Origin of the sequence: Amycolatopsis sp. cmx-4-83 (genome assembly GCF_046548815.1) — a bacterium.
Classification (GTDB): Bacteria; Actinomycetota; Actinomycetes; order Mycobacteriales; family Pseudonocardiaceae; genus Amycolatopsis; species Amycolatopsis pretoriensis_A.
The window spans coordinates 167,664-190,202 of sequence record NZ_JAEBEF010000003.1; the positions used below are offsets into that span (position 1 = coordinate 167,664).

A 22,539-nucleotide genomic window follows, 5' to 3' on the forward strand; every position below is an offset into this window, starting at 1 on the left:
TCGGGATTCCAACTTTTTGGAATTCCGATCGCAATGCGTCCGATTTGTTTGACTCTGCGTCCATGCTTTCGTACTGTCGAAGTTGATCATTCCAAGTTACTGGACGCGGAGCTGTGCAGGAACCGCCCGATCGAGTGCCTGCCACCTGTCCCGCAGAGATCCGGGTCCCCGCCCACGCTGACGTGCCGACCGGCGCGTCTCGACGCGCGGGGAGGCGCGATGCGAACCATCGACAGCTTCGCGGCGGCGGTGCACCGCAAGCGGAGAGAACGCGGCTTGACGCTCGGAGAAGTAGCCGCGAAAGCGGGCTACAGCGCGAGCTACCTCTCGAAGCTGCTGCACGGCCACCGCGCCCTCCTGCCGACCGTCGTGCACGACCTCGACACCGTGCTCGCGGCGGACGGCGAGCTGGACAAGATCGCCGCGGCGCAGCGGGGTGACTCCCGGGCGGTCACCCGTCCCGTCCAGCTTCCGGCGGCAGCCGCCGATTTCGTCGGCCGCGAAGAACAGCTGCAGGCGATGGACCACGCGCTCATCACCCAAGGACGGCCGGGCGCGACCGTCACCATCGTCATCGAGGGCGGGTTCTGGGTCGGGAAAACGGCCCTGGCCGTGCACTGGGCGGCCAGCGTGCAGGCTCGCTTTCCCGGTGGCTGCCTCTTCGCTGACCTTCGCGGCCTTGCACCCGGCGCGCCGGCCGAACCGGAGGAGGTCCTGGACGGATTCCTCGCGGCGCTCGGCGTGAGCGCCGCCGAGCTGGGCACGTCCAGCTTGCAGACCCGGATCGCCCGCTACCGATCGCTGCTCGCCGAACGTCCGGCGATCGTGATCCTGGACAACGTCGCCGGCTACCGCCAAGCCGAATGGCTGCTCCCCGGTGCCGGCAGCGTGGTGCTGGCGACGAGCCGGGAACGGCAATCCGGCCTGCTTGCGCGTACTGGTGGCACCGCGATAGAGCTGCCGCCGCTTCGCCCCGGACAAGCCATCGAGCTACTCGGCCGCCGGGCGGGTGAGGCTCGCGTGCGAGCCAGCGCGGCCGCCGCGGAACTCGTCGTCGAGCAGTGCGGCTGCCTGCCGATGACGGTCCTCATCGCCGCCGAGCACCTGCAGCGCCACCGGGAGACGACGCTCGACGAGCTGGCTGACCGCCTCAGCTCGGACAAGACCCGTCTCGACCTCTTCACCTCCAGCGACCCCGCGGTGAACATCCACGGCGTTGTCGACGTCTCGTACCTGGCTCTGCCCGCCATGGCAAGGAGGGTGTTCCGGTATCTCGGGGTCGGCCCGGCCAACGTCGTCGGGGCCGAATCGGTCGCCGTGCTCACCGAGCTGGACCTCGAGCGCGCCGGCGAAGCCATGCGGTTGCTCGCGGAGGCCCACCTCGTCGAGCCGCTGGCCGACGGCCGGTACCGGATAAGCCACCTGCTCCGCGCCTACGCCCACCAGCGCGCGCTGGTCGAAGAACGGCTGAGTGAGGTCGAGCGCGCCCATGACTGCGCCCTCCGGTGGTACGCCGCGACGGCGTGGAACGCGAACAACACCCTGATCCCCAGCTGGGCGAACAGCGGAATCACGCCCGAGAACCTGGCAGGCGTAGAGCCGATGTCGTTCAAGGAAGGCGGCTTCGAGGCGGCGATGGCCTGGTGCGAGCGGGAAGTGGCCACCGCTCTCCAGGTGGCGCGGAACGCCCGGACGTACGGCGCGAAGGACGTCCTGTGGTTGCTGCCCACGGCCTTCCTGCCGTACTTCGTGCTCACGCGTAGCTGGAACACCTGGCTGGTCGCGGCGCACGACGGGCTCGCCGCCGCGCGCGCAGCCGGTAGCGACGCCGGAGTTGCGCGGAGCTTGCAGGCCCTCGGCTGGGTGGAGTACGAGCTCGGCCGGACGGATGACGGCATCGCGCACCTCGAGGAAGCCCTCCGTCGACACGACGAGCTCGGAGACGACCGATCCCGAGCCTGGACCGCATACGGCCTCGGCCTCGCGTACGCCGGCAGTGACCGGTTTGCCGAAGCGCGCGAGCTCCACGAGCTTGCCGATCGCTTGTTCGCGGACGCCGCGGTCAAGGTCGGCGCTGCGGTCAACCGGGCCGCGCTCGCTGAGGTCTGCGATCAGCTCGGGCTAGCGAACATGGCGATGGAGTACGCGCTCGACGCGCTGAACCGTGCGCAGGAGTTCAGTTCCAAGGCAGTTCTCGGCATCGCCCATCAACGGATCGGCGTCCTGCTCAGCCGGCACGGGCAACATCGCGCCGCGCTGAAGCACTTCGACGAGGCTCTCGCTGTTCGAGGCCGGAGTTGGCAGAGCTGGGGAGCTGCCGAGACGCTGATCTCGCGGGCTAAGGCCCTCTGCGAACTCGGGCAGGTCGAGCAGGCTCGCGAGACGTATTCGCGCAGTCTCGAACTCCTTGATGCACTGCGTGACATCCGAGCCGTGGACGTCCGGACACGGCTGGCTTCGCTGGAAGCTGGCTCGAGCCCGACCGCGAGGGACCTCGGCTCTGCCTTGACGAATTGACTCCCCGCGGCTCCCACTCGCGTCTTTCCGGCTCGCTAGCACGTCGGTTCAACTTCCACGGGATCGTCGACGAGCCTCATCGGATCGATTGCCCGGCCGGTGCGACAACGTTGAACCCGTCGCCGATCCTGCCCTGGCAGGTTCCGGAAGGTTTCGACCCGTCCCTGACCTTCGTGCTACCAAACTTCCGGCTGCCGTGACCACGGACCAGCGCTGGCCGAGCTGGCGCCCGCGATGCCCGCGCCCTCCGGGGGCCTCGCCGCCTCATTGAGGCATTTCGCTTGTTGAAAACGGTTGGCTTCTTGACTGAACTGGCACAAGAACGCCACCGAATCAGCACAGCGCTGTGCGGCATTCGCGGTTCCTTGAATTCCTTCATGGGTCCAAAGTGGAGTCAACAGAACATACGAGTTCTCCTTGACTCACAAAGAATTCCTGGAGGAAGTATGGCTTCGCAAATGCTGCGAGTCCTCCCGATCTCGGTCTTGGCCGCCTGCGTGATCGCCGCGCACCCGGCGGCGGCCGCGACCGAAGTTCCGGTCCGTGCGCAGTGCGGTTATCTCGGCTGGGGTGAGTACCGGCACTGCGACGGCGGCACCGGCTCGCGGGTCGACCTGGACGTCGAAGACATCTGGGGGAACCTCTACCGCTACTGCGTCGGACCCGGGACCACCAACCTGCAGCCGGTGATCAGATGGGCGATCAGCGGGGCCTGGTGGAACGGCGGAGTCGGCTGCTACCCGGGCTACGAGGGACCGGCCTGACCCACGCACTCGAGGACGACTCCCCGTCCTCGGCCTGTCGGCGCGGCGGGTGCCCTTGCCCCCTCTGCGGCGTCCGCCGCGCCGGCATCAACGTTTGGCGAGCAACAGCGCGTCCTTCCAACGAGTGAACCTCCGCCGAGGCGGTGTTTCGGGTCGGACGTGCAGCTGATCATTGAACCTGGAGGGGATTCATGAACGCGCGTATAGCCGCAGTTGCCTGCTCGGCAGTCATCCTGATCGCGGGCTGCAGCACGAACGAGCCGAATCGGGCCACGACGTCGTCGGCCGCACCGGCGACCACGAACACGATGCAACCCGGCGACCTCGCGAAGCAACAGGCGACCGCGGCGTACCTCGGCATGTGGAACGACATGGCCGATGCCGCGACGACCTCGGACTGGCAGTCGCCGAAGCTCGCGCAGAACGCCACTTCGGACGCACTGCAGACCATCTCGCGCAGCCTTTACGCCGATCACTACAACGGCTTGGTCACCAAAGGCCGCCCGGTGAACCACCCGCGCGTCCAGGCCGCGGATCCGTCGGCCGAGCCGACGACCGTGACGATCGCTGACTGCGGTGATTCCACGAGTTGGCTGAAGTACCGCGCTGACAACGGGCAGCTCGCCGACGACAGCCCCGGAGGCCGGCGGCGGATCGAAGCTCTGGTCAAGAAAGCGATCGACGGCTCCTGGAAGGTCACGACCTTTGCCGTACACGAGGTCGGATCATGCGCCGGGTGACGAGGTGTGCGGCCTCTTCCGCGGTCGCGTTCGGATTGCTCTTGGCCGTGACGCCCGCCGCTCTGGCGGGCGACGGCTGGGGAGATGTGCACTGTGGACAGAACGGAAACCCCTCGTGCCAACTGGGTGCCGGCCGCGGAGGTGGTTCGAAGCCACCGCCACCCGGGCCGCCGGACAGGCCCGCGGCACCGCGCCCAGGTCCCGGGCAAGAGCCGCCGACAGGCGACAGCATCATCGGCGGTGACGACACGTCGGCGGACTGCTCGTACGTCCGCAGCGGCTACCAGCCGCCGACGAATGGCGTGCAAACGGTGATGTATCGGACGGCCTCGGTCGTCCGCAGTGGACAGCCGCAGCCCGGTGGAGGCTGGTACGTCTATCGGTGTTCCGGCCCGGGTTTTCGTGATGGCCTGTACCGAGCGCCGATCTGGCTCCCCGACGGGGTGGCTCCTGCTGAGGCAGCCTTGCCCTCTCCGCAAGAGCTGGCCAAGCAAGCTCGCGCTCGGCTGCGCTTGCCCGCTCCGATTATCGAGGCGAACCCGGCCGGCGACAAGCTGGTGAACCTGCCGACGTGGCTGTGGCTCGACCGCGGTAGCTGGGGAGTGAGGCAGGCGACGGCGGCCGTTCCCGGGGTTTCGGTGACGGCGGTCGCGACGCCGCAGTCCGTTTCCTGGGTGACGGGCGACGGTGGGACCGTGAGCTGCCAGGGCCCGGGAACGCCGTTCACAACCGGCGGAGACGCCTCAGCACCTTCTCCGGATTGCGGCCACACCTATCGCCGGTCGTCGGCGACGGCCCCGGACCAACGCTTTTCGGTAGGCGCGACGATCCACTGGACGGTGACCTGGTCCGGAGCCGGGGCGAGTGGCACCTTCCCCGACCTGACGACGTCAGCGGCGGCAGCGTTCCGCGTCGCCGAGATCCAAGCGCTCGGCACCGGGCTCCGCTGACCAACTGGCTTTCGACAGCCGTCTCGCACATTCCCATCTCCGCTGTGCGCCAGCTTCCGTGAGGCACGCGGCGCGGCCGAACCATGCCTGGAGGCATCTCGTGACCAGCATCCGTACCGGTGAGCGCGATACGGGAATCGAGGCCGGTTCCGTTTCGTGGCTGGGGAAGAAAGGTGAGCCGGCAGCAGTACCGACCGGTCGACGAACCGGACGTCGGCTGCCGCACCTGCTCGTCGGCGTCCTGCTCGTGCTCGTGTGCGTCGGTGGCGCGTTGTGGTGGACCACCAGCGCGCAGGGCCGCGTCACGGTACTGGCGGTCGCTCGGCCGGTGAGTGTCGGGCACGTCCTCGAACGAACGGATGTCCGCGAAGTCGAGATCTCGCCGGCCGACGCGATCGCGACGGTCCCGGCGGAGCAGGCGACCGCGGTGCTCGGGCGGCGGATGGCGACGAGCCTCAGCCCGGGAGCGTTGCTCACCCCGGGCAGCGTCGGCCCGGCATCGGTCCCGGCCACCGGGCACGCCATCGTGGCAGTCGCGCTGAAGCCGGGCCAGTTCCCGCTGGAAATCACGCCCGGGACATCGGTCCTCGTCGCGGTCACCGCGCCGCCCTCGACCGCCGCTTCGCCGCCCGCCCAGGAAAGCGGGCAGATGTGGACGGCCACGGTGACCGGGCTGGCCAAGGCGGAGACCGACCAGGCCACGGTGATCTCGCTGCAGCTCGTGGGCGACGCCGCGCTTGCCCTCGCGCGTGTCCCCGTCGGCCAGGTGTCGCTGGTCATGCTCGCGGGCGGTGAGCGCTGATGCTGATCGCTCTCACCAGCGTGAAGGGCTCGCCGGGCGTCACCACTTTCGCCGTCGCCTTGGCCGCGAGCTGGCCGGCGGGCGCCCGTCGGGTGGTTGTCGAATGCGATCCCGCAGGCGGTGACCTCGCGCAACGATTCGGCCTGGCCGCATCGCCGGGCCTGCTCAGCCTCGCGGCGGCCGCCCGGCAGCCGGTGGATCAGGACGTCGTCTGGAACCACACCCAGCCGCTTCCCGGTGGCATCCAGGTGATGGCGGGACCGCCAGGTGCGCACCAAGCGCGTGCCGCGTTGGGCACCCTGACCTCCGCGACCTCACCGCTCTTCGCCCACCGTCCGGCGGTGGCGGTGTTCGCCGACTGCGGGCGGCTGGACCCGGGTTCGCCCACCGAGGCGGTGATCCGTCACGCGGACGTCCTGCTGGTGATCTCCGGGTCGCACAGCGACGAACTTGCCCACCTCGCCACCCGGGTCCACGATCTCGGCCGGATCGCAGCTCGCGCGTGCTTGGTGCTCGCCGGCGGCGGGCACGCGACCAACGCGGTCGAGCGCGAGCTGGGCATCCCTGTCATGGCGAGGATTCCCGACGATCCGAGCGGGGCCGCGAACTACACCGGGCGAGCAGCGCCCCATCGCCGCCGAGCCGGTGGGCTCGTCCGGGTCGCGAGCGTCGTTGCCCAGGTCCTCGCCGCTGGGCCTTCTCGCGAACCGTCCCCGCCGGTGCTGGATGCCGTTCAGCAGGTGCCAGGCGTACCTGCCCAGCCCACCGCGGCTTCCGGCGTTCGTGTTCTGCGCCCACCTGTCCTGGGGAAGGACGTCCGGTCATGACCGTGCTCGACGAACACCGACGACCCGGCCCGGAAGCCGACTCCGGTCCCCAGGTACGCCTGCGCGAGTTCCTCAGGCGCACCCTCGCCGACGAGCTGCCGAGCCGGACCGTTACCGCCGCGGAACCCCTGACCCCGGCGCGGCGCCGTGAGTGGGCTCGCGACGTCCTCTGCGGTGCCATGGCCGCCCACAGCGAGGCCGAGCTGCAGGCAGGTCGGGTGCTGCTCTCTCCGGGTGCCGAAGAACAACTCGTCGAGACGGTGCTGGACGAGGTGTTCGGGCTGGGCGGGCTGCAGCCGCTGCTGGCGGATCCGAAGGTCGAGACGATCAACGTCAACCGCTTCGACCGCGTCTTCGTCCAGTACGCGGACGGCTCGCGGGCCCAGGTCGCACCGGTCGCGGTCTCGAACGACGAGCTGACCGACTTGGTCCGGACGCTCGCGGCCAGGGCGTCGTCGGAAGAGCGGCGCTTCGACCGCGGCTCGCCGGCGCTGAACCTCCAGCTGCCCGGCGGCGAGCGCCTCTTCGCGGTGCTCGGGCTCACCGCCGACGGGGTGACGGCGTGCTCGATCCGTCGGCACGGCTTCCTGACCACCAGCCTCGCCGAGCTGCGTCGGCGCGGCACCCTCGACGTCGGCCTCGAGCGATTCCTGCGCGCTCTCGTCCGCGCCCGGAAGAACATCCTGATCACCGGCGGCGCCGGCTTCGGCAAGACGACCCTGCTCCGCGCGATGGCGGCGGAGATGGACCCGCTCGAACGCATCGTCACCGTCGAAGACGCCTTCGAACTCGGCCTCGGGCTCGACCACGAGCTGCACGCGGACGTCACCGCGCTGCAGGCTCGGGAAGCCAACGTCGAAGGCGTGGGCGCGATCAGCCAGGCCGAGCTCGTCCGCTGGGGCCTGCGGATGTCCCCGGACCGCGTGATCGTCGGCGAGATCCGCGGGCCCGAGGTCATCCCGATGTGCAACGCGATGTCCCAGGGCAACGACGGCTCGATGGCCACGTTGCACGCGAGCAGCTCCAAGATCGCCTTCACCCGGTTGGCGTCCTACGCTGCCCAGGGCGCTGAACGGCTCTCGCTGGAAGCCACGGCCCTGCTGGTCGCGTCCAGCGTGCACTTCGTCGTACACCTGGCCAAGGCCGCCGACCGCACGACCCGGGTCGTCTCCTCGATCCGCGAGGTCGTCGATGCCGACGGCGGAACCGTCGTCTCCAACGAGGTCTACCGCCCGGGCCCCGATCTGCGTGCGCGTCCGGTTGCCGGCGCGCTGCGCGCCGACACGCTCGACGACCTGGTCGACGCCGGATTCGACCCGGGTCTTCTGGCCGCGCCGGAGGGGTGGTGGGCGAGGTGACCAGCGCTCTCATCGGTTGTACTGCGGGACTCGGTACCGCCGCGGGTCTGCTGCTCGTCATCGTCGGATTCCGTCGACCACCGGCTCGGGTACTTGCTTTCCGGAACGTGCGGCGGCGAACCGATCGAACGCGCCCGCTCCGGTTGGTCGTAGCACTCGGCGCCGGCTCGGTGGCTGGCGCGGCGACCGGCTGGATAGTCGGGGGAGTGCTTGCGGCGGCCGCCGTGTGGTTCTTGCCTGCGTTGGTCGGGCCCGACCGTGCGCACGTCCGCCGGGTTGCGCGGATCGAGGCCGTGGCGTCGTGGACGGAGATGCTGCGCGACATCCTTTCGGCCGCGGCCGGGCTCGAGCAGGCGATCCTCGCGACCGCGCCGCTCGCACCCACGGCGATCCGCGAGGACGTCGGCCGCCTCGCGGCGCGGCTGCGAAGCGGACAACGGCTCGCCGCCGCGTTGCGGCGCCTGGCCGACGAGCTGGCCGACCCGACCGCGGACCTGGTCATCGCCTCGCTGGTCCTGGCAGCCGAACACCACGCTCGCCAGCTCGGCGAGCTGCTCGGCTCGCTGGCGGAGACCGCGCGAGCGCAGGCGGCGATGCGGATGCGGGTAGAAACCGGCCGAGCCCGCACTCGAACGTCCGTCCGGGTCGTCGTCGCCACCACGATCGCGTTCGCCGTCGGGGTCGTGGTGCTCAACCGCGAGTACCTCGTCGCCTACGACAGCCCGGTCGGCCAAGCTGTCCTGCTCGCCATCGGCGCGTTGTTCGGCAGCGGGTTCGGCTGGCTGACCCGGATCGCCGCCGGCCGCCCGGTTGCCAGGGTGCTCTCGCTGGGCGACCCACCCGAGCCCGAGCCGACTGCCGCAGCTGCGGCGGCGTGGGCGGGTGAGCGAGCATGACCGCCGCGATCCCCTTCGGCCTTGGAACGGGCATCGGCCTCTGGTTCATCATGATCTGGGCGATCCCGCCGCAGGCCGCGCTTCGTGGCCGGTTCGCCGACCCGAAGGACGACATCGGCCCGATTGCGGGGGTAGCCGAGACGTCGTGGGCCACCGCACTGGCCCGGCCCGTCATCCCCAGCTTGCGCGCCCTCGGCTTGCCCGGTGTTCGGCTGGGCCCGGATCTCCGCCTCGTGGGCCGCGGCACCGACACCCACCTTGCCATGAAGGCGCTGCTGGCCTGCGCCGGTCTGCTGGCGCCGCTCCTGTTGCAAGGCCTGCTCGCCGCCGTCGACGTGCCGCTCGGCTTCGAGGTACCGCTGGTACTCGCCCTCGCGCTCGCCACAGCCGGGTTCATCGCGCCCGACCTCGACGTCCACGCGAAAGCCGCGCGCGCACGTGCAGAGTTCCGCGCCGCGCTCTCCGCTTTCCTGGACCTCGTCTGGATCAGCCTCGCCGGCGGCTCCGGTGTCGAGGCGGCACTCCTGGCAGCCGCGGACGTCGGGCGCGGCGGCGCCTTCGGCCAGCTGCGCCGCGCCCTCGACGCCGCCCAGCTGACCCGCAGCGCACCATGGTCGACGTTGCGCCGGCTCGGGGAAGAACTGGACATCGCCGAACTCGCCGAGCTGGCGGCGTCCATCTCCCTCGCCGGCACTGAAGGCGCCAAGGTCCGGGCTTCCCTCGCAGCGAAAGCCACTGCGGTACGCACCCACTTGGTCGCCGACGCCGAGGCCGATGCCCAAGCCGCGACCGAGCGCATGGCCCTGCCGGTCACCCTGCTGTTCCTCGGCTTCCTCGGATTCATCGCCTACCCGGCCGTCACCCAGGTCCTCAACGGACTCTGACCGTCCACAGGAGACACCATGCTGACCCACTGCCGAACCCTCTGGAACCTCTTCACCGTAAGGATTCTTCTGCTGCGCAAAGACAGCAGCCGCGGCGAGATCACCACCACGGTCATCGTCACCGCGCTCATGGCGGTGCTCGCCATCGCGCTGATCGCCATCATCGCCGCCAAGCTCACCGCGAAGGCCAACAGCATCGACCTCGGCGGCTGACATGCGGTCTGATTCGGCTGACCGAGGGGCCGCCACCGCCGAGCTGGTGATCGCCACGCCGTTGCTGCTGCTGGCGTTGCTGGCGATCGTCCAGTTCGCCCTTTGGTCGCACGCGACCCACGTCGCGCAGGCGGCCGCAGCCGCCGGGCTGGCCACCGCGCGTTCCCAGGACGGCACCGCCACTGCCGGCCACGCCGCCGCCCAGCGGCTCATCGACGACCTCGCGAACGGTCCGCTCCGGTCGTCGCACGTGGACGTCGAGCGGACCGCGACCTCGGCGTCGGCGAGTGTGCAAGGCGAGGTCGTTGCTGTTCTGCCCGGCCTGCACCTGCACGTGCACGCCGAAACCACAGGCGCGGTCGAAAGGTTCGTTCCCGACGCCTGATCGAAGGGGAGAAATCATGCCATTGCTGGAAAAGCCGGAGCCGGTGACCGTCGGAGATTTCGTCGACGGATCGGACACGATGCTGTGGAACCCAGCCCTCACAACGAAACGCTGGCGGACGGAGGTGCTTCGTACGTTTCTGGTGCGAGTCCTCTCGATCCGCTGCGGAGCAGGGCTGCTCGTCTTCTCCTTCGTGCTGGGCACCGGACGCGGCGAAACCCTCTTGGGCGCGCTGATGAACGGCGGGGCCATCGTGCTCGTGTTGAGCGGGCTGCTGGATGCCTTGATCACCGCGGCCGGTCTGGCCAGCAAGCACCAGCACAAGCCCCGACGTTGCCGGTTGGAACGAACGCCCGGAGAGTTCTTTCTCCGGAGCCGCGACTTCGCCAACCTGGACCAGGCCGCTTTCCGAACCGCAGGACTCCTGGCCGACCTCACCGGCGAGCTGCACGACACATCGGCACGCGACTGGTTCGACCCCGAGCTGCCCGGGCGAGTCCACCAGATCGTCTGGGAGGCGCTGACCCGCCTGCTCGCGACGGACGCTGCTCGCCGGCATGCCGCGCGGGTCGCGACAGCGGGGGAGAGCGACCTCGCGGCCACGATTGCGGCGGCGATCGCGGAGTTCGACGCGCTGCTCGACGACCTGGTCTTCCACCTGCAGGGGTGCGTCACGCTCGCGCGGGAATGGGAAGCCAAGCTGCGGCGCGCCGAGCTGCTCGACCACACCACCGCGATCTGCGCCGAGCTGGAGGCCGTGTCGATCCGTCCGGTGGTCGACATCGCCGCGGAGCTGCCGAGGTCGGTCTTCGCCTTCGTGACCGCGGCCCGGGACCTGACCGGAGCCGGCCCGTTCCCGTGGGAACGCTCGCCGGCGGAGCCGGTCCGGTGAACGCTATCCGGCGCGGCCGGGCAGGGAGCTGGTGGCTTGCCGAGCGCGGGTCGGTGACCGTCGAAGCGGTCCTGATCGCTCCGGTCGTGGTCATGCTGCTGGTGTTCGTCGCCGTGGTGGTCCACCGCGGCGTCGACGCGAAACTCCGGCTCGATGACACTGCCCACCAGGCGGCGCGCGCCGCGAGCCTGCAGCGCACGCCCGCAGCCGCCGCGGCTGCCGCAGAAGCGACCGCCACCTCGGCGCTTGCGCACGCCGGGCCGGTCTGCCGCGACGCCGCCGTCAGCACGAGGACGTCCTCGATCCCGGGCAGCACCGTTGTCGTCAGCGTCCGCTGCACCGTCGACTTCGGCCAGGCCCTGCTGCTCGGCGTGCCCGGATCCCGGGCCCTCAGCGCCACCGCGAGCGAAGTCATCGACACCTACCGCTCCCAGCCCACGGTCGGAGGCGCGTGATGGACGCCCGCACCGCGGCGTGGTGGCGAGCCGACAGGGGCCAGGTCTCGGCGTTCGTTGTCGTGCTGATGGCCGGCTTGCTGGCTTTGGCGGGCCTCGGGCTCGACGGCGGCCTCGCGCTCGCCGCCAAAGTCCGCGCTACCGGCCAGGCCGAGTCCGCTGCACGCGCCGGCGCGCAAGCGATCGACCTCGCCGCGTACCGGGAAACCGGAGCACTCCGGCTGGTACCGGCGAACGCCGACGCGCTGGCCCGCCGGTACCTCGCCGCGGTCAGCGCGACCGGCACGGTGACCGCCACCCTCGACGCCGTGACCGTCACCGTCATGACTAGCCAGCGCACTCAGCTGCTGTCGCTCATCGGCATCCAGGCGATCGGCGCCCACGGCAGCGGCACCGCCCATCCCCAGCGTGGCGTCATCGCGCTCGAGCCCTGAACACCGGAGGAAGAAGCCATGATCACGACCGACGAGATCGAACGGCGCGTCGAGAAGGCCGACGCGGAGAAGAGCGCCAGGAGGACGGCAGCAGCCCGCGAGGTCGGGGAGCTCGCACGCCGGCGAGCCGCGCTGGCCGAAGAGCTGTCGGAGGTCGAACGCACGCTCGGCACCGTGCTCGCCGCGGCGGCGGACGTCATCGGCGTCGACGAGCTGGCCGAGTTCACCGACGTCCCGGCCGCCGACCTCACCGGGTGGCTCACCGCCGGCAAACCCCGCGCTCGCCGCGGTCGGCCACCCGGCAGCCGCCGACCGAAACCGGAAACCCAGCCCGCGACCACTCCGCTGGAACCTCGGTCAGGTCCGCCGGCGCCCGGAATGCAGCCCCCAGCTGTCCACGGCCAGCGAACCTGAGCCACGGACGCTGTCGTGCTCGCTCGTCACGCACTCGTCCTCGGCGTGGGACGGCTAGCGCAGGCCGGAGTAGCGCTCGCGTTGCTGACCGGGTTGTGCGCCGGGCTGCCTTGGGTACTAGTGCGGTTCATCGGCTGGCCTCTCCCGGATCACCTGCCCACCACGGCGGAACTCGGCGAGGTACTAACGGCCGCGCCGTCGACAGGCCTGCTGCTCAACGGGCTCGCTTGCGGCGCGTGGCTGCTGTGGGGCGCGTTCCTTGTCGAGCTGTTCGGGTGCGTGCGGGATCTCGTCCTCGCCGTCGGCAATCCGGATCTCATTCGGCGTGGTGGTCCGCTCCGTCGGGTTGCCGTGGCGCTCATCGCCGCTGTCATCGTCTCGTGCGTCAGCCGCACTGCCCTCGCCGCGCCCAGCGGAAACAGCACGGTCCCGGCCGACACGGCCTCCTCGGCCACCCCGCCGTCGCCCGAGGACGTCGAGCTGGTGCGTCCACCCCACGACGGCGTCCACGATTCGCTGTATCGGATCGCGCAACGCCGCATAGGCGACGGTGATCGGTGGCCGGAGATCTGGCGCCTGAACACCGGGAGCCGCCAGCCCGGTGGTCGTACGTTGACGTCGCCCAGCCTGGTCCACCCAGGCGATCGGATCCACCTCCCGTCGGTGACCAGGCCCGTCGATCCCCGACCACCGCAGCGGCGGTCGCCACCAGCGGAGCCCGCGGCTGTCTCCCCGCCGAGCCCGGCGGCACCGTCCGCCGGTACTCCGAGCTCGGGCTCGTCATGGGAGCCCGGCGTCTACGTTGGGCTGGGCCTGGCAGGCGCGGTCAGCGCGGCGCTGCTCGTAGCCAGACGACGCCACCGCGCCGGCTACCGACCCGGCAGCGGCCGACGCGACGAGCTACCCGTCGCCCCAGTCGTCTACGAGCTGGACCGGGCACACCGGCGTGCCCAAGGCGGACCCGACGAGCTGAACGACGAACCCGATACGGGGATCGAGCTGGGCGAGCCCGGCGACGAGGCAGCCGCAGAGCTGGCGCTGAACGCCGCGGCGACGCACGGCCTCGGACTGGTCGGCCCCGGCAGCCACGCCGCGGCCCGCGCGCTGCTGCTCACGGCCATGACGTCCACCGGCCGAGCGCAAGTCGCCGCGCCGGCCGCGGACTTGCGCGACCTGTTCGGCTTCCCGGAACCCGGCGCCGAGTTGCCGGAATGCGTCCACGCTGCCGACGACCTCGCTGCAGCGCTCGCACACCTCGGGAGCGCTGCGGGCAACCACCTGATCCTCGTGGCCGGTGCACCGGTTGGCGAACCCGACCACACCGGTGTGCAGCGCATCCTCGCCGAAGCTGGCTCCAAGACGACGGTACTGCTGCTCGGGCAGTGGCGCTCCGGCGTCACTGCCTACGTCGACGCCGCGGGGGTCATCACCGCGACCTCACCCGGCCCCGGAGAGGGACTTCGCGGCAGGCGAGCCTTCTCCCTTCCCGAATCCGCGACCCGCGAACTCTTCGCTCTCTTCGATGCTGGACATCGGGCTCCGGACGACCCTGTGCTCGAGCTGACGCATGGGTTGGAGATCGCCGGTCCGCCGGCCCCCGAACCACCCGAATCAGTGGCTGAACCGGGCGTGGTGCTTGCGGTCGACGCTCGGCATCTCGTGGCACCGCTGGTGCTGGCGGTCTTCGGGCCGCCGAGGTTGCTGTGGCGACCGGATGCCAGCCGCCCGGACCACGCCGTCGAGATCACGGGCAGCGTGTCGCAACGGCTGTGGGAGCTCCTGCTTTACCTCGCCCTTCATCCACAGGGAGTTCCACGGGCCGCGATCATCGACAGCCTGTGGGCCAATCGCCCAGCGCAGGATCCGGCCGCGGTGCTGCGCACCGTCCTTTCGCGTCTTCGCGGGAACATCCACAAAGCGACCTCGTCCGAGATCGGCGACCTCGTGATCGCCCAGCACGGCCGGTATCGCATCGACCCCGCTGTCGCCGAGGTCGACTACTGGTCCTTCGCCGAAGCGCTCGCTCGCCGCCGCGCAACAACCGAAGACGAGCAGCGAGCCGCAGCCAACGCCGCGATCGTCTCCAGCTACGGCGGCGAGCTGGCGGCCGGCGTCGAGGCCGAATGGCTGACCGCGCTGCGCGAGGGAGTCCGCCGCGACGCCCTCGACGCCGTTGCAGCACTTGCTCGCGCACAGGTTCAGAATGATCCCGAGGCCACCTTGGAGCTACTCGAATCGGCGCGGGACTTCGACCCTTACAACGAGCTGCTCTACCGCGACATCATGCGCCTCGAACACAACCTCGGCCGGCACGACGCGATCCCCAGAACGCTGCGCTTGCTCGAAGCGCGCCTCGCTGAGATCGACGAGACTCCGACACCCGCGACAGTCGAGCTCGCCGAGCGCCTCCGACAATTTCACGTCGGGATCGCACCTGCTGCACCCTGATCCCGCGATGACACCTGGTTATCGAGAAGGCTCGCTGCCTCAGCGCGTGTCGGCGCCTTCGAAATACCTCGATGCTGAAATGGCTGATTCGCAGCGACGGATGTTAGTGTCGACGTGCTGATCGTCGTCGCACAAGAAAAGCCTCGTGGTGCTTTCGTTCGAAGTCGTTGTAATTCGTGGGTTCGCCACCGGTGTCTTGGTGCTCTTTCCTGGTGTGTGCATGGTGTTGTGCTGCCGGCACCTCGGGAGTTCATCGGCTTGGGGGGTCGCCCCGTCTTCACCGGGCTGCCACTGGGGGTTCCCGTGCACCCGCCGATCGCCCTGCCGCTCTGCGGGCCGCCTAAGGTGGATCCTCCGTGGGCGCGCATACGTGCAGGTCAGAGGCTCCGCTGGGGGATCCGCTGATACCCCAGACTCGCTTGGCGACAAGCAGGTAAGCACATCGGGCCCGTCTTGTCTGCCAGGCTCCCGTGTTCAGGTGCCCGTGGCTCTACTTCGATGGTTATCTCGCCTTGTGCCGATGGGTGCCTTCCTATCTGGTTCATTGCAAGAGGAATGCACATTCGCCTATCTGTGCAGAAGCGTTGTTGACCGCCGAGATGTCCGTCGGCCTGTGTTAATGCATTCCGCTGGTAATTGCCTTCTATTCCTTGAATGGTGTCAAATGTGTCACCCGAACGGGGTGCGAAAACCTATTGTGCGGCGCTGGTTTGTCGAGTTACGTTTGTCGTGTCACCGGAAAATCCGGAAACAAATCCAACGGCCGCCCGGAGCGGGCGCCGTCAATGAAACGGGGAACCTCATGTCCAACGACCCGGGAACCGGTCCCATTGTCAGCCGCAACGGTGAGGGTGTCGCCGAACTGGCCTACCGGGTCACGATGGACGGCCGGAAAATCACCGTTCACGGTCCGGACGGCGCCCGGACCCGCACGTGCCGCCGTTGCGGTGGATACGCGCAAGCCGCCGCGCTCCGGGAAATGGGTTACCACGACGTGTTCGCGTTGTGCCCTGACGGCACCGACGACGTGTTTTGCTACGCGGCCCCACTGCCGCGCTGATTGCGTCAAGCCACCCGCCCGCCTACGCGTGAAAGGAAACCGCGATGACCAGGCCCACCCCGCCCGCTACGGCATCCGTCACCGGGCCGACCACCCCGGCCGGAGCGAAAGCGACGCGGCTCCGCAACGGCGAACTTCGCGCGATGGTTGCCAAGGTGCTCGCCGACGACCCCGCAACCACCCACAGCCCGGGCAGCATCGCGCGTACCCTGAACCGCTCATCCGGCGCGGTCGGCAACGCCTGCAAAACGCTGGCGGACGCCGGGGCAGCCGAACTGGCGAGCACCGCGCCGCTGGGCTACCGCGCGACCGCGATGACGGCGGCCGCCGCTGCGCCCGTCATCACCCCCGCCCCGCCATGCACGCCGCGCGCACCCCGCCGTAAGCCGCCCGCGACGGCCCGCGTCGCGTCTTCGACGCCGTCCGTGTCTTCCAGCACCGCCGGTGTCACCACGCGACCGGCGACGACGGTCACTGGCACGGTGAAACGTCCTAACGGGATGGACTATCACCCCCGGCTCCTGTCCGGGATGCCGGACGTGACCGCGCTGCAGCGGTTGCGCGACGCAGCGGTGGCCGCGCTCCTGTACGGACCGCCGGGCACCGGGAAGACGTCAGTAGTGGAAGCGGCTTTCAACGACTGCCTCACCGTCCAAGGTGATTGCGATACCGTGGTCGCCGATCTCGTGGGCGACTTCACCAAAATCCCGGGCGGCGACTTCGTGTTCGTCCACGGCCCGCTGGTCCGCGCGATGCGCGAAGGGCTGCCGCTGTTCATCGACGACGCGACGCTGATTCCGCCGACCGTGCTCGCCGTGGTCTATCCGGCGATGGACGGACGCCGCGAGATCGTCGTCAAGCCCAACGGCAGCGAAGTCGTCAAGGCTGCGCCAGGGTTCTATGTCGTCGCCGGGCACAACCCCGGCGTGCACGGGGCCATCCTCACCGACGCGCTGTCTTCCCGGTTCTCCGTGCACATCCAGGTTTCCAGCGACTACGCCCTCGCCGAACAACTGGGAGTCGACAAGAAGGCCGTGCGGGTGGCGCGCAACCTTGCGACCCGTCAGGAAAAGGGCGAGATCGGGTGGGCGCCCCAGCTGCGCGAGCTTCTGGCGTTCAAGAAGCTCGCCGACGCGTGGGACCTCGACGCCGCCGCCGGGAACCTGGTTGGCATCGCGCCGGAAGAGGATCGCGTCACCGTCGCCGCCGTGGTGCGCGACGTGTTCGGAAAGACCGTCGCCCCGCTCGCCCTCGGCGCCCGCGTCACCGCCAAACCCTGAACCCGCCCGGCGAACCGCGCGAAAGGACTGACGCCATGAGCGCCCACTTCACTGCCGATCCGGCCGCCACCGGTGCCGCCGTGTTCCCCGCCCGTCCGGAGTGGCTGAGCCTGTCCGCCGCGTTCGCCGACGAGGTCCCCGTGATCGCCGACCGCGACGACCTCGTGGTCAGCGTTGCCCCCGGCGCGGGCGGCGGTGCCCCCGCGTGCTTCTACCCGCACCGCGCGCTGATCGAGGTCGACGGTGACCACTTGGGCGTGGATCCCGCGACCGTGGACCCCGCCAACCTGTCCGACCGTCCCCGCTACGCCTCCGCATGGGGTGCCCTGACCCACGAGTGCGGACACGCCAAACACACAGCGTGGGAACCGCCGGACGACGCTCCGCCCGCCGTGGTCGCGGCCGCGCTGTTGCTGGAAGAGCCGCGTATGGAAGCGGCGCACATCCGCCGCCGTCCGGACGACCGGCATTGGCTGCGCGCGTGCGTGAAGGGCATCGTCGCGACCGACCTGGACCTCTACGCCGACCCCGACACCGCTCCGAAGATGACCGCCGCCGACGCCGCGCGTTCCGCCGCCCTGCTGCTGGGACGGGCCGACGGCGGGGTGCTCACCCCGGCCGAGGTCCAACCCGTCACCCGGGTCGTCGAGGACGTGCTCGGCAAGGACGTCCTCGACAAGCTGCGGGAGGTGTGGCGGCAAGCGCTGCGGATCGCCGACGACGCAGGCGAGGAGATGCTTGACCTCGGGCGGCAATGGTGCGAGATCCTCGGCACCGACCCCGACAGTCCGCACCCGACCTCGCCGCCGGCCTCGCCCGGGACCTCCGACCCGCTGGGCGGCTTGCCCGGCCCCGGAACTCCGGCCGCCCCGTCACCGTTGGCGGACGCCATCGGCGCCGTGCTGGGCGGCGTGGCGGCGAAGGTCGCGGGGGAGAAGGCGCCCGAGGACCCTGCCGCCGTCGCTGCCGCCGCGAAGGAACGCGAAGAGGCTGCTGAGAAGAAGGCGGGCGCAGTGGCACGGCGCGTGTTCGGCACCGGCGGACCCCGTAGCGGCGACACCAGGACGTCGGGCACCCGCTCGCCCACACCGGAGGAGCGCACGGCCACGCGGGTGCTCGCGCGGGCGCTGGACACCGCCGGAACCCCGGAACGAGTGGCCGTGCGCTCGACCTCGGAGGTGCCGCCGGGACGGCTGCGGATGCGCGGTGTGCGTGCGGCCGAAGCCCAGCGTGCGGCCGGGGCCGTGGTGACTGCCGAGCCGTTCACCCGCACCATCCGCACGCCGGTCACCGTGCCGCCGCTGCGCGTCGGGATCGCGTGCGACGTGTCCGGTTCAATGGACTGGGTAAGTGCTCACGTGGCGTCAGCGGCCTGGATCCTGGCCAACGCCGCCCGTCACACCCGGGTGCCCGCCGACACCGCGAGCGTGATCTTCGGCCACCACGTGCGCCCGCTGACCCACCCGGGCAAGCCGCCCGCCAAGGTCACCGAATTCTGCTCGAACGACAACTACGAGGACATCCCCCGCGCGCTCGACGCGCTCGACGGCGCCCTCGGCCTGTCCCGCCCCGGCGCGGCCCGGCTGGTGGTGATCGTGTCGGATGGCAACTTCCGCGCCGATCCCCGCCGCGACGGGCAGAAGAAGCTCGATCGGCTGCGCGCGTCCGGGTGCGCGGTGCTGTGGTTGGCCACCAGCGATTCCGACACCCCGCTCGACGGGGCGACCGTCCACGTGCTGAACGACCCCACCTCGGCCGCTCGCGCCATCGGGCATGCCGCGACCAAGGCACTCCGTGCCGCCGCCCGCCGCTAGCTCCATCTCGCGCTGACGGTCGCCGCCGCGATGTGTGGGCCTGTACGTGACCTCGGCGCCACAGGGCGTTACCAGCGTTGACAATCGAAAGGGACTGAACCGCCATGGCACCTACACGCGAAGAACGTATCGTCCGCGCGGCATTCGACCTGGCATCCGAACTGGCCGGATCGTGGGGCCTCGCCGTCTGCAGGGGCAATGCTGGCTACGAACAAAGCCTGTACGGCCGTTTGGTCATGTTCGGCCCCGCGGGCGAGGCCCTCTGCGTCGAGTCGGTCAAGCGCGCCCGGCCATGGGCCTACACCATCAGGCCGGTCCTGCCTTACGACGAGGACCAGTTCTCGACCGGTTGGACGGATTGCGGCGAATATGTCGATCACCGCCTGAAGTACCCGGCGGGCTGGTTCTTCCCGGACGACCAGCGCCCACGCCCCGTTCTCATCGAGACCCGGACGCCGCCGAGGGACGTCGCTGACCGTCTTGAAGAGGACGTACTTCCCTCGTATCGAAACTGGCTTGGTCGTATTCGCGAGCGGAACATCCGGCGACGCGAGCGGCTGGCGGAAGAACGCGACGTGACATTGAGCCTGGCGCAGGCGTTCGGCGGACCCGTGCGTGTCGTACCGGTTATGCACAACGCTACACGGTGCACGCTGGCGGATGGGCGATCGAGTATCGAACTGCGTACCTGCTCGCCCGACGTCAGGTTTTCGATCGTCGTCTCCCGTGAACACGCCGCCGAGGTTGCGGATGATCTGGCCAAGCTGCTGGGGATCGTGCCGTCCTGACTGGTTTTGAAAAGGGAAACTGTTGAAACCTCACAAAGGGAGGAACCCGTGCTCATCGAAGACAACTGGAAGCCGGGCGTGTGGATCGACGGTGACCAATCTTCCGGTGCGTCCAACGGCGACGCCATCGGTATGTTCGTTCACCTCATTCACGACGATCTGCTTGCCGCGCGTGCTACCGGACGCGTCGCCGCGCATGTCGAGATCACGATCAGTGCTTCCATCATCAGGCCTCTGTGGGGAGACGAGCCTCCCGTCTGGTTGGTGCACGTCCGATTCACCGGAATCGCCGACCCGCTAAGCGCTCCTGTCCGCGCCGAGGTGACGGCCGAGGCTCTCGCTAGCTTGGACAGGCGCGGCCGTGAGCAGGTGCCGCTTGACATGGTCGACCGGTACGCCGGTCGGCTGTTCTTCGTTGACGGAACCGGAAATCCGCAATATGACCGCGCACACCACCTTCGCGCGACGTGACCACCGAACGCTCACTCTTACCGTCCACAAAGGAACAGACATGAATCCCGCTGCAGTGCCCATGTCCACCCTTCCCGCTCATCTGATCGTCGAGCGTCTGACTGATTGCACGGTCGACCAGCTCAGGGCTGCGGTCGTTGCCGCCTTGAGGGGACTCGACAACGTTGCGGTCGATGAGGTGTATTCCGCCACCTACGTTGACGGAACCGCTGTGAGCACGCTGAACGCGGTAGCCGCTGCCGTCGGGCTGGCCAGCATCGAGCCTGACGATCTCGACGACGAAGACGACTTCTTCGTGTGAGCGAAGTTGGGTTCGTCGCCGACTGCGGATAGCAACGAACTCGGTCCGGTTGCTGGGATGGCGACCGGACCGAGTTCGTCCGTGGCAGCAGGTCAGTTGGCGGTAAAGCGCTTCGGTGCCTCGCTCGTTTTCGTTGCCAGGCCCTTGATGACGAGCTTTTCCAATGCGTTGCTCACTGCGCCGCTGGACTTGACCAGTTCCGTGCCGATCTTGGCGGGTCCGAACTCTTCGCCGGGATGCGCCTTCAGGAATTTCAGCACCATGTCGTACAGCGCGCCCTTTGGCAGTCGTTCCTTTTTCGGCGCGCCCACCGTTGCGGCTCCCGGCGTTGCCGGGTCGCAGGCGTCGCCGACGTCGGCCGCGGGTGAAGGGTCGGGCTCCTGTGCGTCAGGTTCAGTGGTGGGAGCGTCCACGTGCTGATCTGCCGCGTCTCCGGTCGCCACTTCGTCGGTGTCGTCGTTCTGGTCGTCGATCAACGCCCAGGTGACGGGGACTGACTGGTCCTTGCCTGCCGTCCGGGTCACCAGCCCTTCGGCTGCCCAGCGGGAGAGGATCTTGGTAGCGGTGGAGCGGCCGATTCCCGCCGCGCTGGCCAGTTTTGCCGCAGTCGCGCCTGGGGCTGCTGCTTCGAGGGCTCGACGAACCTTGGTTTCCGCCGTTTCGGGTTTGGCGTCGTTGGCTGTGGTGTCCAAAGCTGCGGGCATGACGGGCTCCGTTTCGGTGAAAGCGGTGGATGGTCATGCCCCGGCCGGGGCGTTCGCCCGCCGGTGCGCATCCGGTGGTTCGGGCTACATGTCTATGGACGCTCCATCAACCGGTTCGTGTCAAGCCATCGTCCAAACAAGACATATGTATCGCCCGGAAGTGGTTGTCCGACAGTGTCAACCCGGTACGGTCGGCCTGGTCGCACCGAGATAGTTGTCACCAGGATGGCGGAACGGCTCCACCTTCACGGCTTGCCCGAAGTCCGGCGCGTCGATCATGTACCCGTTGCCGATGTACAGGCCGACGTGGTGGACGCGTCCGGCCGTGGCATAGAAAACGAGGTCGCCGGGCAGAAGCGGTGCGCCGGACGGCACGCGCGGCCCGGCCGCGTACTGCTCGCTAGAGGTCCGCGGCAACGCGATGCCGGCTGCGCCGTAGGCGGCTCGAGTCAGGCCGCTGCAGTCGAAACCGGCGTCACCGTGTACAGGTCCGTTGCCGCCCCAGACGTAGGGCAGCCCGCGTTGCCCACACGCGTAGTTGATGGCGGTGAGCGCGGCGGGCGTCGGCGCGGCGATGTTCGCGCAGTCCCCGCCGCGGGTGTGCTCGCAGGCCACTCCGGCGACAGCGGTCACGATGGCTTCGGCGATCGTCTCGTGGCGGCCGTAGGCGTCGGGTGTCCCGGACCGCTGAACAGCCTGGGCGGCGTCGTTGAGGCTCATCCGTTGCCATCCGGACACGGCTTGCAGGTGCCGGTAGAACTGCGTCGCCGCGTAGGTCGGGTTCATGATCTGCTCGGGCGTGCCCCAGCCCTGGGACGGGCGCTGCTGGAAGAGGCCGAGGCTGTCCCGGTCGCCGTGGTCGAGGTTGCGCAACGTGGACTCCTGGATGGCGACCGCGACCGCGATGACCCACCCCGGCTCGGGCACCTGCAACTGTTTGCCGGTCGAGGTGATGATCGCGGCGTTACCGAGCTGGTCAGGTCCGTAGCCAGCCACGGTGCCCGGGGCGGTCCTGCTGGGCGTGCAAGTCGTGCTGCCGACGCCGGTGAGCGAGGTGACGACGGCTTGCGGCACCGCGCCCAGCAGCAGCGGAAGTATTGCGAGCACGACGGCGACGCCGACCGCGATCTTGGATCCCATCA

The 22,539-nt window shown here is 69.5% G+C and carries 23 protein-coding genes; 21 read left to right on the forward strand and 2 right to left on the reverse strand.

Going from position 1 to position 22,539, the window contains the following annotated elements:
* Positions 1-219 precede the first annotated feature (219 nt).
* The 21 genes from ACLJQM_RS10410 (at position 220) to ACLJQM_RS10510 (ending at position 20,693) form a co-directional block, all read left to right on the forward strand.
* Positions 220-2,517 carry a tetratricopeptide repeat protein gene (locus tag ACLJQM_RS10410; RefSeq protein ID WP_410630939.1) on the forward strand — a complete coding sequence of 766 codons (2,298 nt, stop codon included), beginning with the start codon at positions 220-222 and terminating at the stop codon, positions 2,515-2,517.
* A gap of 458 nt (positions 2,518-2,975) precedes the next feature.
* Entirely contained in the window at positions 2,976-3,281 is a 306-nt protein-coding gene (locus tag ACLJQM_RS10415) for a DUF6355 family natural product biosynthesis protein (protein WP_410630940.1), read from the forward strand.
* Between the two features lie 308 nt (positions 3,282-3,589).
* Positions 3,590-4,021 (forward strand): hypothetical protein, encoded by a 432-nt coding sequence (locus ACLJQM_RS10420; RefSeq protein WP_410630941.1) that lies wholly within the window; start codon positions 3,590-3,592, stop codon positions 4,019-4,021.
* A gap of 1,050 nt (positions 4,022-5,071) precedes the next feature.
* Positions 5,072-5,773, forward strand: coding sequence for an SAF domain-containing protein (locus ACLJQM_RS10425; protein ID WP_410630942.1), 702 nt, complete (start codon positions 5,072-5,074; stop codon positions 5,771-5,773).
* A complete protein-coding gene (locus tag ACLJQM_RS10430) occupies positions 5,773-6,600 on the forward strand; it encodes a hypothetical protein (RefSeq protein WP_410630943.1) in 828 nt (275 codons plus the stop codon). The genes ACLJQM_RS10425 and ACLJQM_RS10430 overlap by 1 nt, the downstream gene beginning before the upstream one ends.
* Positions 6,597-7,958 (forward strand): CpaF family protein, encoded by a 1,362-nt coding sequence (locus tag ACLJQM_RS10435; protein WP_410630944.1) that lies wholly within the window; start codon positions 6,597-6,599, stop codon positions 7,956-7,958. Before ACLJQM_RS10430 ends, ACLJQM_RS10435 begins: the two co-directional genes overlap by 4 nt.
* A gap of 233 nt (positions 7,959-8,191) precedes the next feature.
* The gene (locus ACLJQM_RS10440; RefSeq protein WP_410630945.1) at positions 8,192-8,854 is read left to right on the forward strand and encodes a type II secretion system F family protein; all 663 of its coding nucleotides are present in this window, start codon (positions 8,192-8,194) and stop codon (positions 8,852-8,854) included.
* Complete coding sequence (locus tag ACLJQM_RS10445; RefSeq protein ID WP_410630946.1) at positions 8,851-9,738, forward strand: secretion system protein; 888 nt, start codon at positions 8,851-8,853, stop codon at positions 9,736-9,738. The genes ACLJQM_RS10440 and ACLJQM_RS10445 overlap by 4 nt, the downstream gene beginning before the upstream one ends.
* Positions 9,739-9,756: 18 nt before the next feature.
* Positions 9,757-9,951: a hypothetical protein gene (locus ACLJQM_RS10450; protein ID WP_410630947.1), complete on the forward strand. Its 195-nt coding sequence runs from the start codon at positions 9,757-9,759 to the stop codon at positions 9,949-9,951.
* Between the two features lies 1 nt (position 9,952).
* Complete coding sequence (locus ACLJQM_RS10455; protein ID WP_410630948.1) at positions 9,953-10,336, forward strand: TadE/TadG family type IV pilus assembly protein; 384 nt, start codon at positions 9,953-9,955, stop codon at positions 10,334-10,336.
* The gene (locus ACLJQM_RS10460; protein WP_410630949.1) at positions 10,257-11,228 is read left to right on the forward strand and encodes a hypothetical protein; all 972 of its coding nucleotides are present in this window, start codon (positions 10,257-10,259) and stop codon (positions 11,226-11,228) included. The genes ACLJQM_RS10455 and ACLJQM_RS10460 overlap by 80 nt, the downstream gene beginning before the upstream one ends.
* Before the next feature lie 53 nt (positions 11,229-11,281).
* The gene (locus ACLJQM_RS10465; RefSeq protein WP_410630950.1) at positions 11,282-11,683 is read left to right on the forward strand and encodes a TadE/TadG family type IV pilus assembly protein; all 402 of its coding nucleotides are present in this window, start codon (positions 11,282-11,284) and stop codon (positions 11,681-11,683) included.
* On the forward strand, positions 11,683-12,117 hold the full coding sequence (locus tag ACLJQM_RS10470) for a pilus assembly protein TadG-related protein (protein ID WP_410630951.1): 435 nt from the start codon (positions 11,683-11,685) through the stop codon (positions 12,115-12,117). Before ACLJQM_RS10465 ends, ACLJQM_RS10470 begins: the two co-directional genes overlap by 1 nt.
* Positions 12,118-12,135: 18 nt before the next feature.
* Positions 12,136-12,531, forward strand: coding sequence for a hypothetical protein (locus ACLJQM_RS10475; RefSeq protein WP_410630952.1), 396 nt, complete (start codon positions 12,136-12,138; stop codon positions 12,529-12,531).
* A 120-nt stretch (positions 12,532-12,651) separates the two neighbouring features.
* Positions 12,652-14,979, forward strand: coding sequence for a BTAD domain-containing putative transcriptional regulator (locus ACLJQM_RS10480; RefSeq protein WP_410630953.1), 2,328 nt, complete (start codon positions 12,652-12,654; stop codon positions 14,977-14,979).
* An 802-nt stretch (positions 14,980-15,781) separates the two neighbouring features.
* The gene (locus ACLJQM_RS10485; protein WP_410630954.1) at positions 15,782-16,039 is read left to right on the forward strand and encodes a hypothetical protein; all 258 of its coding nucleotides are present in this window, start codon (positions 15,782-15,784) and stop codon (positions 16,037-16,039) included.
* 44 nt (positions 16,040-16,083) lie between these two features.
* Positions 16,084-17,319, forward strand: a complete 1,236-nt coding sequence (locus ACLJQM_RS10490; RefSeq protein WP_410630955.1) for an AAA family ATPase — start codon at positions 16,084-16,086, stop codon at positions 17,317-17,319.
* Positions 17,320-17,354: 35 nt separating this feature from the next.
* Entirely contained in the window at positions 17,355-19,133 is a 1,779-nt protein-coding gene (locus ACLJQM_RS10495) for a vWA domain-containing protein (RefSeq protein ID WP_410630956.1), read from the forward strand.
* A 104-nt stretch (positions 19,134-19,237) separates the two neighbouring features.
* Complete coding sequence (locus ACLJQM_RS10500; protein ID WP_410630957.1) at positions 19,238-19,921, forward strand: hypothetical protein; 684 nt, start codon at positions 19,238-19,240, stop codon at positions 19,919-19,921.
* Between the two features lie 48 nt (positions 19,922-19,969).
* Positions 19,970-20,392, forward strand: coding sequence for a hypothetical protein (locus ACLJQM_RS10505; RefSeq protein ID WP_410630958.1), 423 nt, complete (start codon positions 19,970-19,972; stop codon positions 20,390-20,392).
* A gap of 40 nt (positions 20,393-20,432) precedes the next feature.
* Positions 20,433-20,693 (forward strand): hypothetical protein, encoded by a 261-nt coding sequence (locus ACLJQM_RS10510; RefSeq protein ID WP_410630959.1) that lies wholly within the window; start codon positions 20,433-20,435, stop codon positions 20,691-20,693.
* A 92-nt stretch (positions 20,694-20,785) separates the two neighbouring features.
* Here the strand turns inward: ACLJQM_RS10510 and ACLJQM_RS10515 are convergent, their stop codons facing one another.
* Positions 20,786-21,397, reverse strand: a complete 612-nt coding sequence (locus ACLJQM_RS10515; RefSeq protein ID WP_410630960.1) for a hypothetical protein — start codon at positions 21,395-21,397, stop codon at positions 20,786-20,788.
* Positions 21,398-21,574: 177 nt separating this feature from the next.
* Entirely contained in the window at positions 21,575-22,537 is a 963-nt protein-coding gene (locus ACLJQM_RS10520; RefSeq protein WP_410630962.1) for a C40 family peptidase, read from the reverse strand.
* Between the last annotated feature and the right edge of the window lie 2 nt (positions 22,538-22,539).

Bases quoted from the DNA above. Each gene is read 5' to 3' on its own strand.
- ACLJQM_RS10520 (WP_410630962.1), bottom strand. From the start codon at position 22,537: ATGGGATCCAAGATCGCGGTCGGCGTCGCCGTCGTGCTCGCAATACTT.
- ACLJQM_RS10515 (WP_410630960.1), bottom strand. From the start codon at position 21,397: ATGCCCGCAGCTTTGGACACCACAGCCAACGACGCCAAACCCGAAACG.
- ACLJQM_RS10495 (WP_410630956.1), top strand. From the start codon at position 17,355: ATGAGCGCCCACTTCACTGCCGATCCGGCCGCCACCGGTGCCGCCGTG.
- ACLJQM_RS10435 (WP_410630944.1), top strand. From the start codon at position 6,597: ATGACCGTGCTCGACGAACACCGACGACCCGGCCCGGAAGCCGACTCC.
- ACLJQM_RS10470 (WP_410630951.1), top strand. From the start codon at position 11,683: ATGGACGCCCGCACCGCGGCGTGGTGGCGAGCCGACAGGGGCCAGGTC.
- ACLJQM_RS10420 (WP_410630941.1), top strand. From the start codon at position 3,590: ATGCAACCCGGCGACCTCGCGAAGCAACAGGCGACCGCGGCGTACCTC.
- ACLJQM_RS10485 (WP_410630954.1), top strand. From the start codon at position 15,782: ATGTCCAACGACCCGGGAACCGGTCCCATTGTCAGCCGCAACGGTGAG.
- ACLJQM_RS10455 (WP_410630948.1), top strand. From the start codon at position 9,953: ATGCGGTCTGATTCGGCTGACCGAGGGGCCGCCACCGCCGAGCTGGTG.
- ACLJQM_RS10415 (WP_410630940.1), top strand. From the start codon at position 2,976: ATGCTGCGAGTCCTCCCGATCTCGGTCTTGGCCGCCTGCGTGATCGCC.
- ACLJQM_RS10510 (WP_410630959.1), top strand. From the start codon at position 20,433: ATGAATCCCGCTGCAGTGCCCATGTCCACCCTTCCCGCTCATCTGATC.
- ACLJQM_RS10500 (WP_410630957.1), top strand. From the start codon at position 19,238: ATGGCACCTACACGCGAAGAACGTATCGTCCGCGCGGCATTCGACCTG.
- ACLJQM_RS10430 (WP_410630943.1), top strand. From the start codon at position 5,773: ATGCTGATCGCTCTCACCAGCGTGAAGGGCTCGCCGGGCGTCACCACT.
- ACLJQM_RS10490 (WP_410630955.1), top strand. From the start codon at position 16,084: ATGACCAGGCCCACCCCGCCCGCTACGGCATCCGTCACCGGGCCGACC.
- ACLJQM_RS10475 (WP_410630952.1), top strand. From the start codon at position 12,136: ATGATCACGACCGACGAGATCGAACGGCGCGTCGAGAAGGCCGACGCG.
- ACLJQM_RS10445 (WP_410630946.1), top strand. From the start codon at position 8,851: ATGACCGCCGCGATCCCCTTCGGCCTTGGAACGGGCATCGGCCTCTGG.
- ACLJQM_RS10450 (WP_410630947.1), top strand. From the start codon at position 9,757: ATGCTGACCCACTGCCGAACCCTCTGGAACCTCTTCACCGTAAGGATT.
- ACLJQM_RS10410 (WP_410630939.1), top strand. From the start codon at position 220: ATGCGAACCATCGACAGCTTCGCGGCGGCGGTGCACCGCAAGCGGAGA.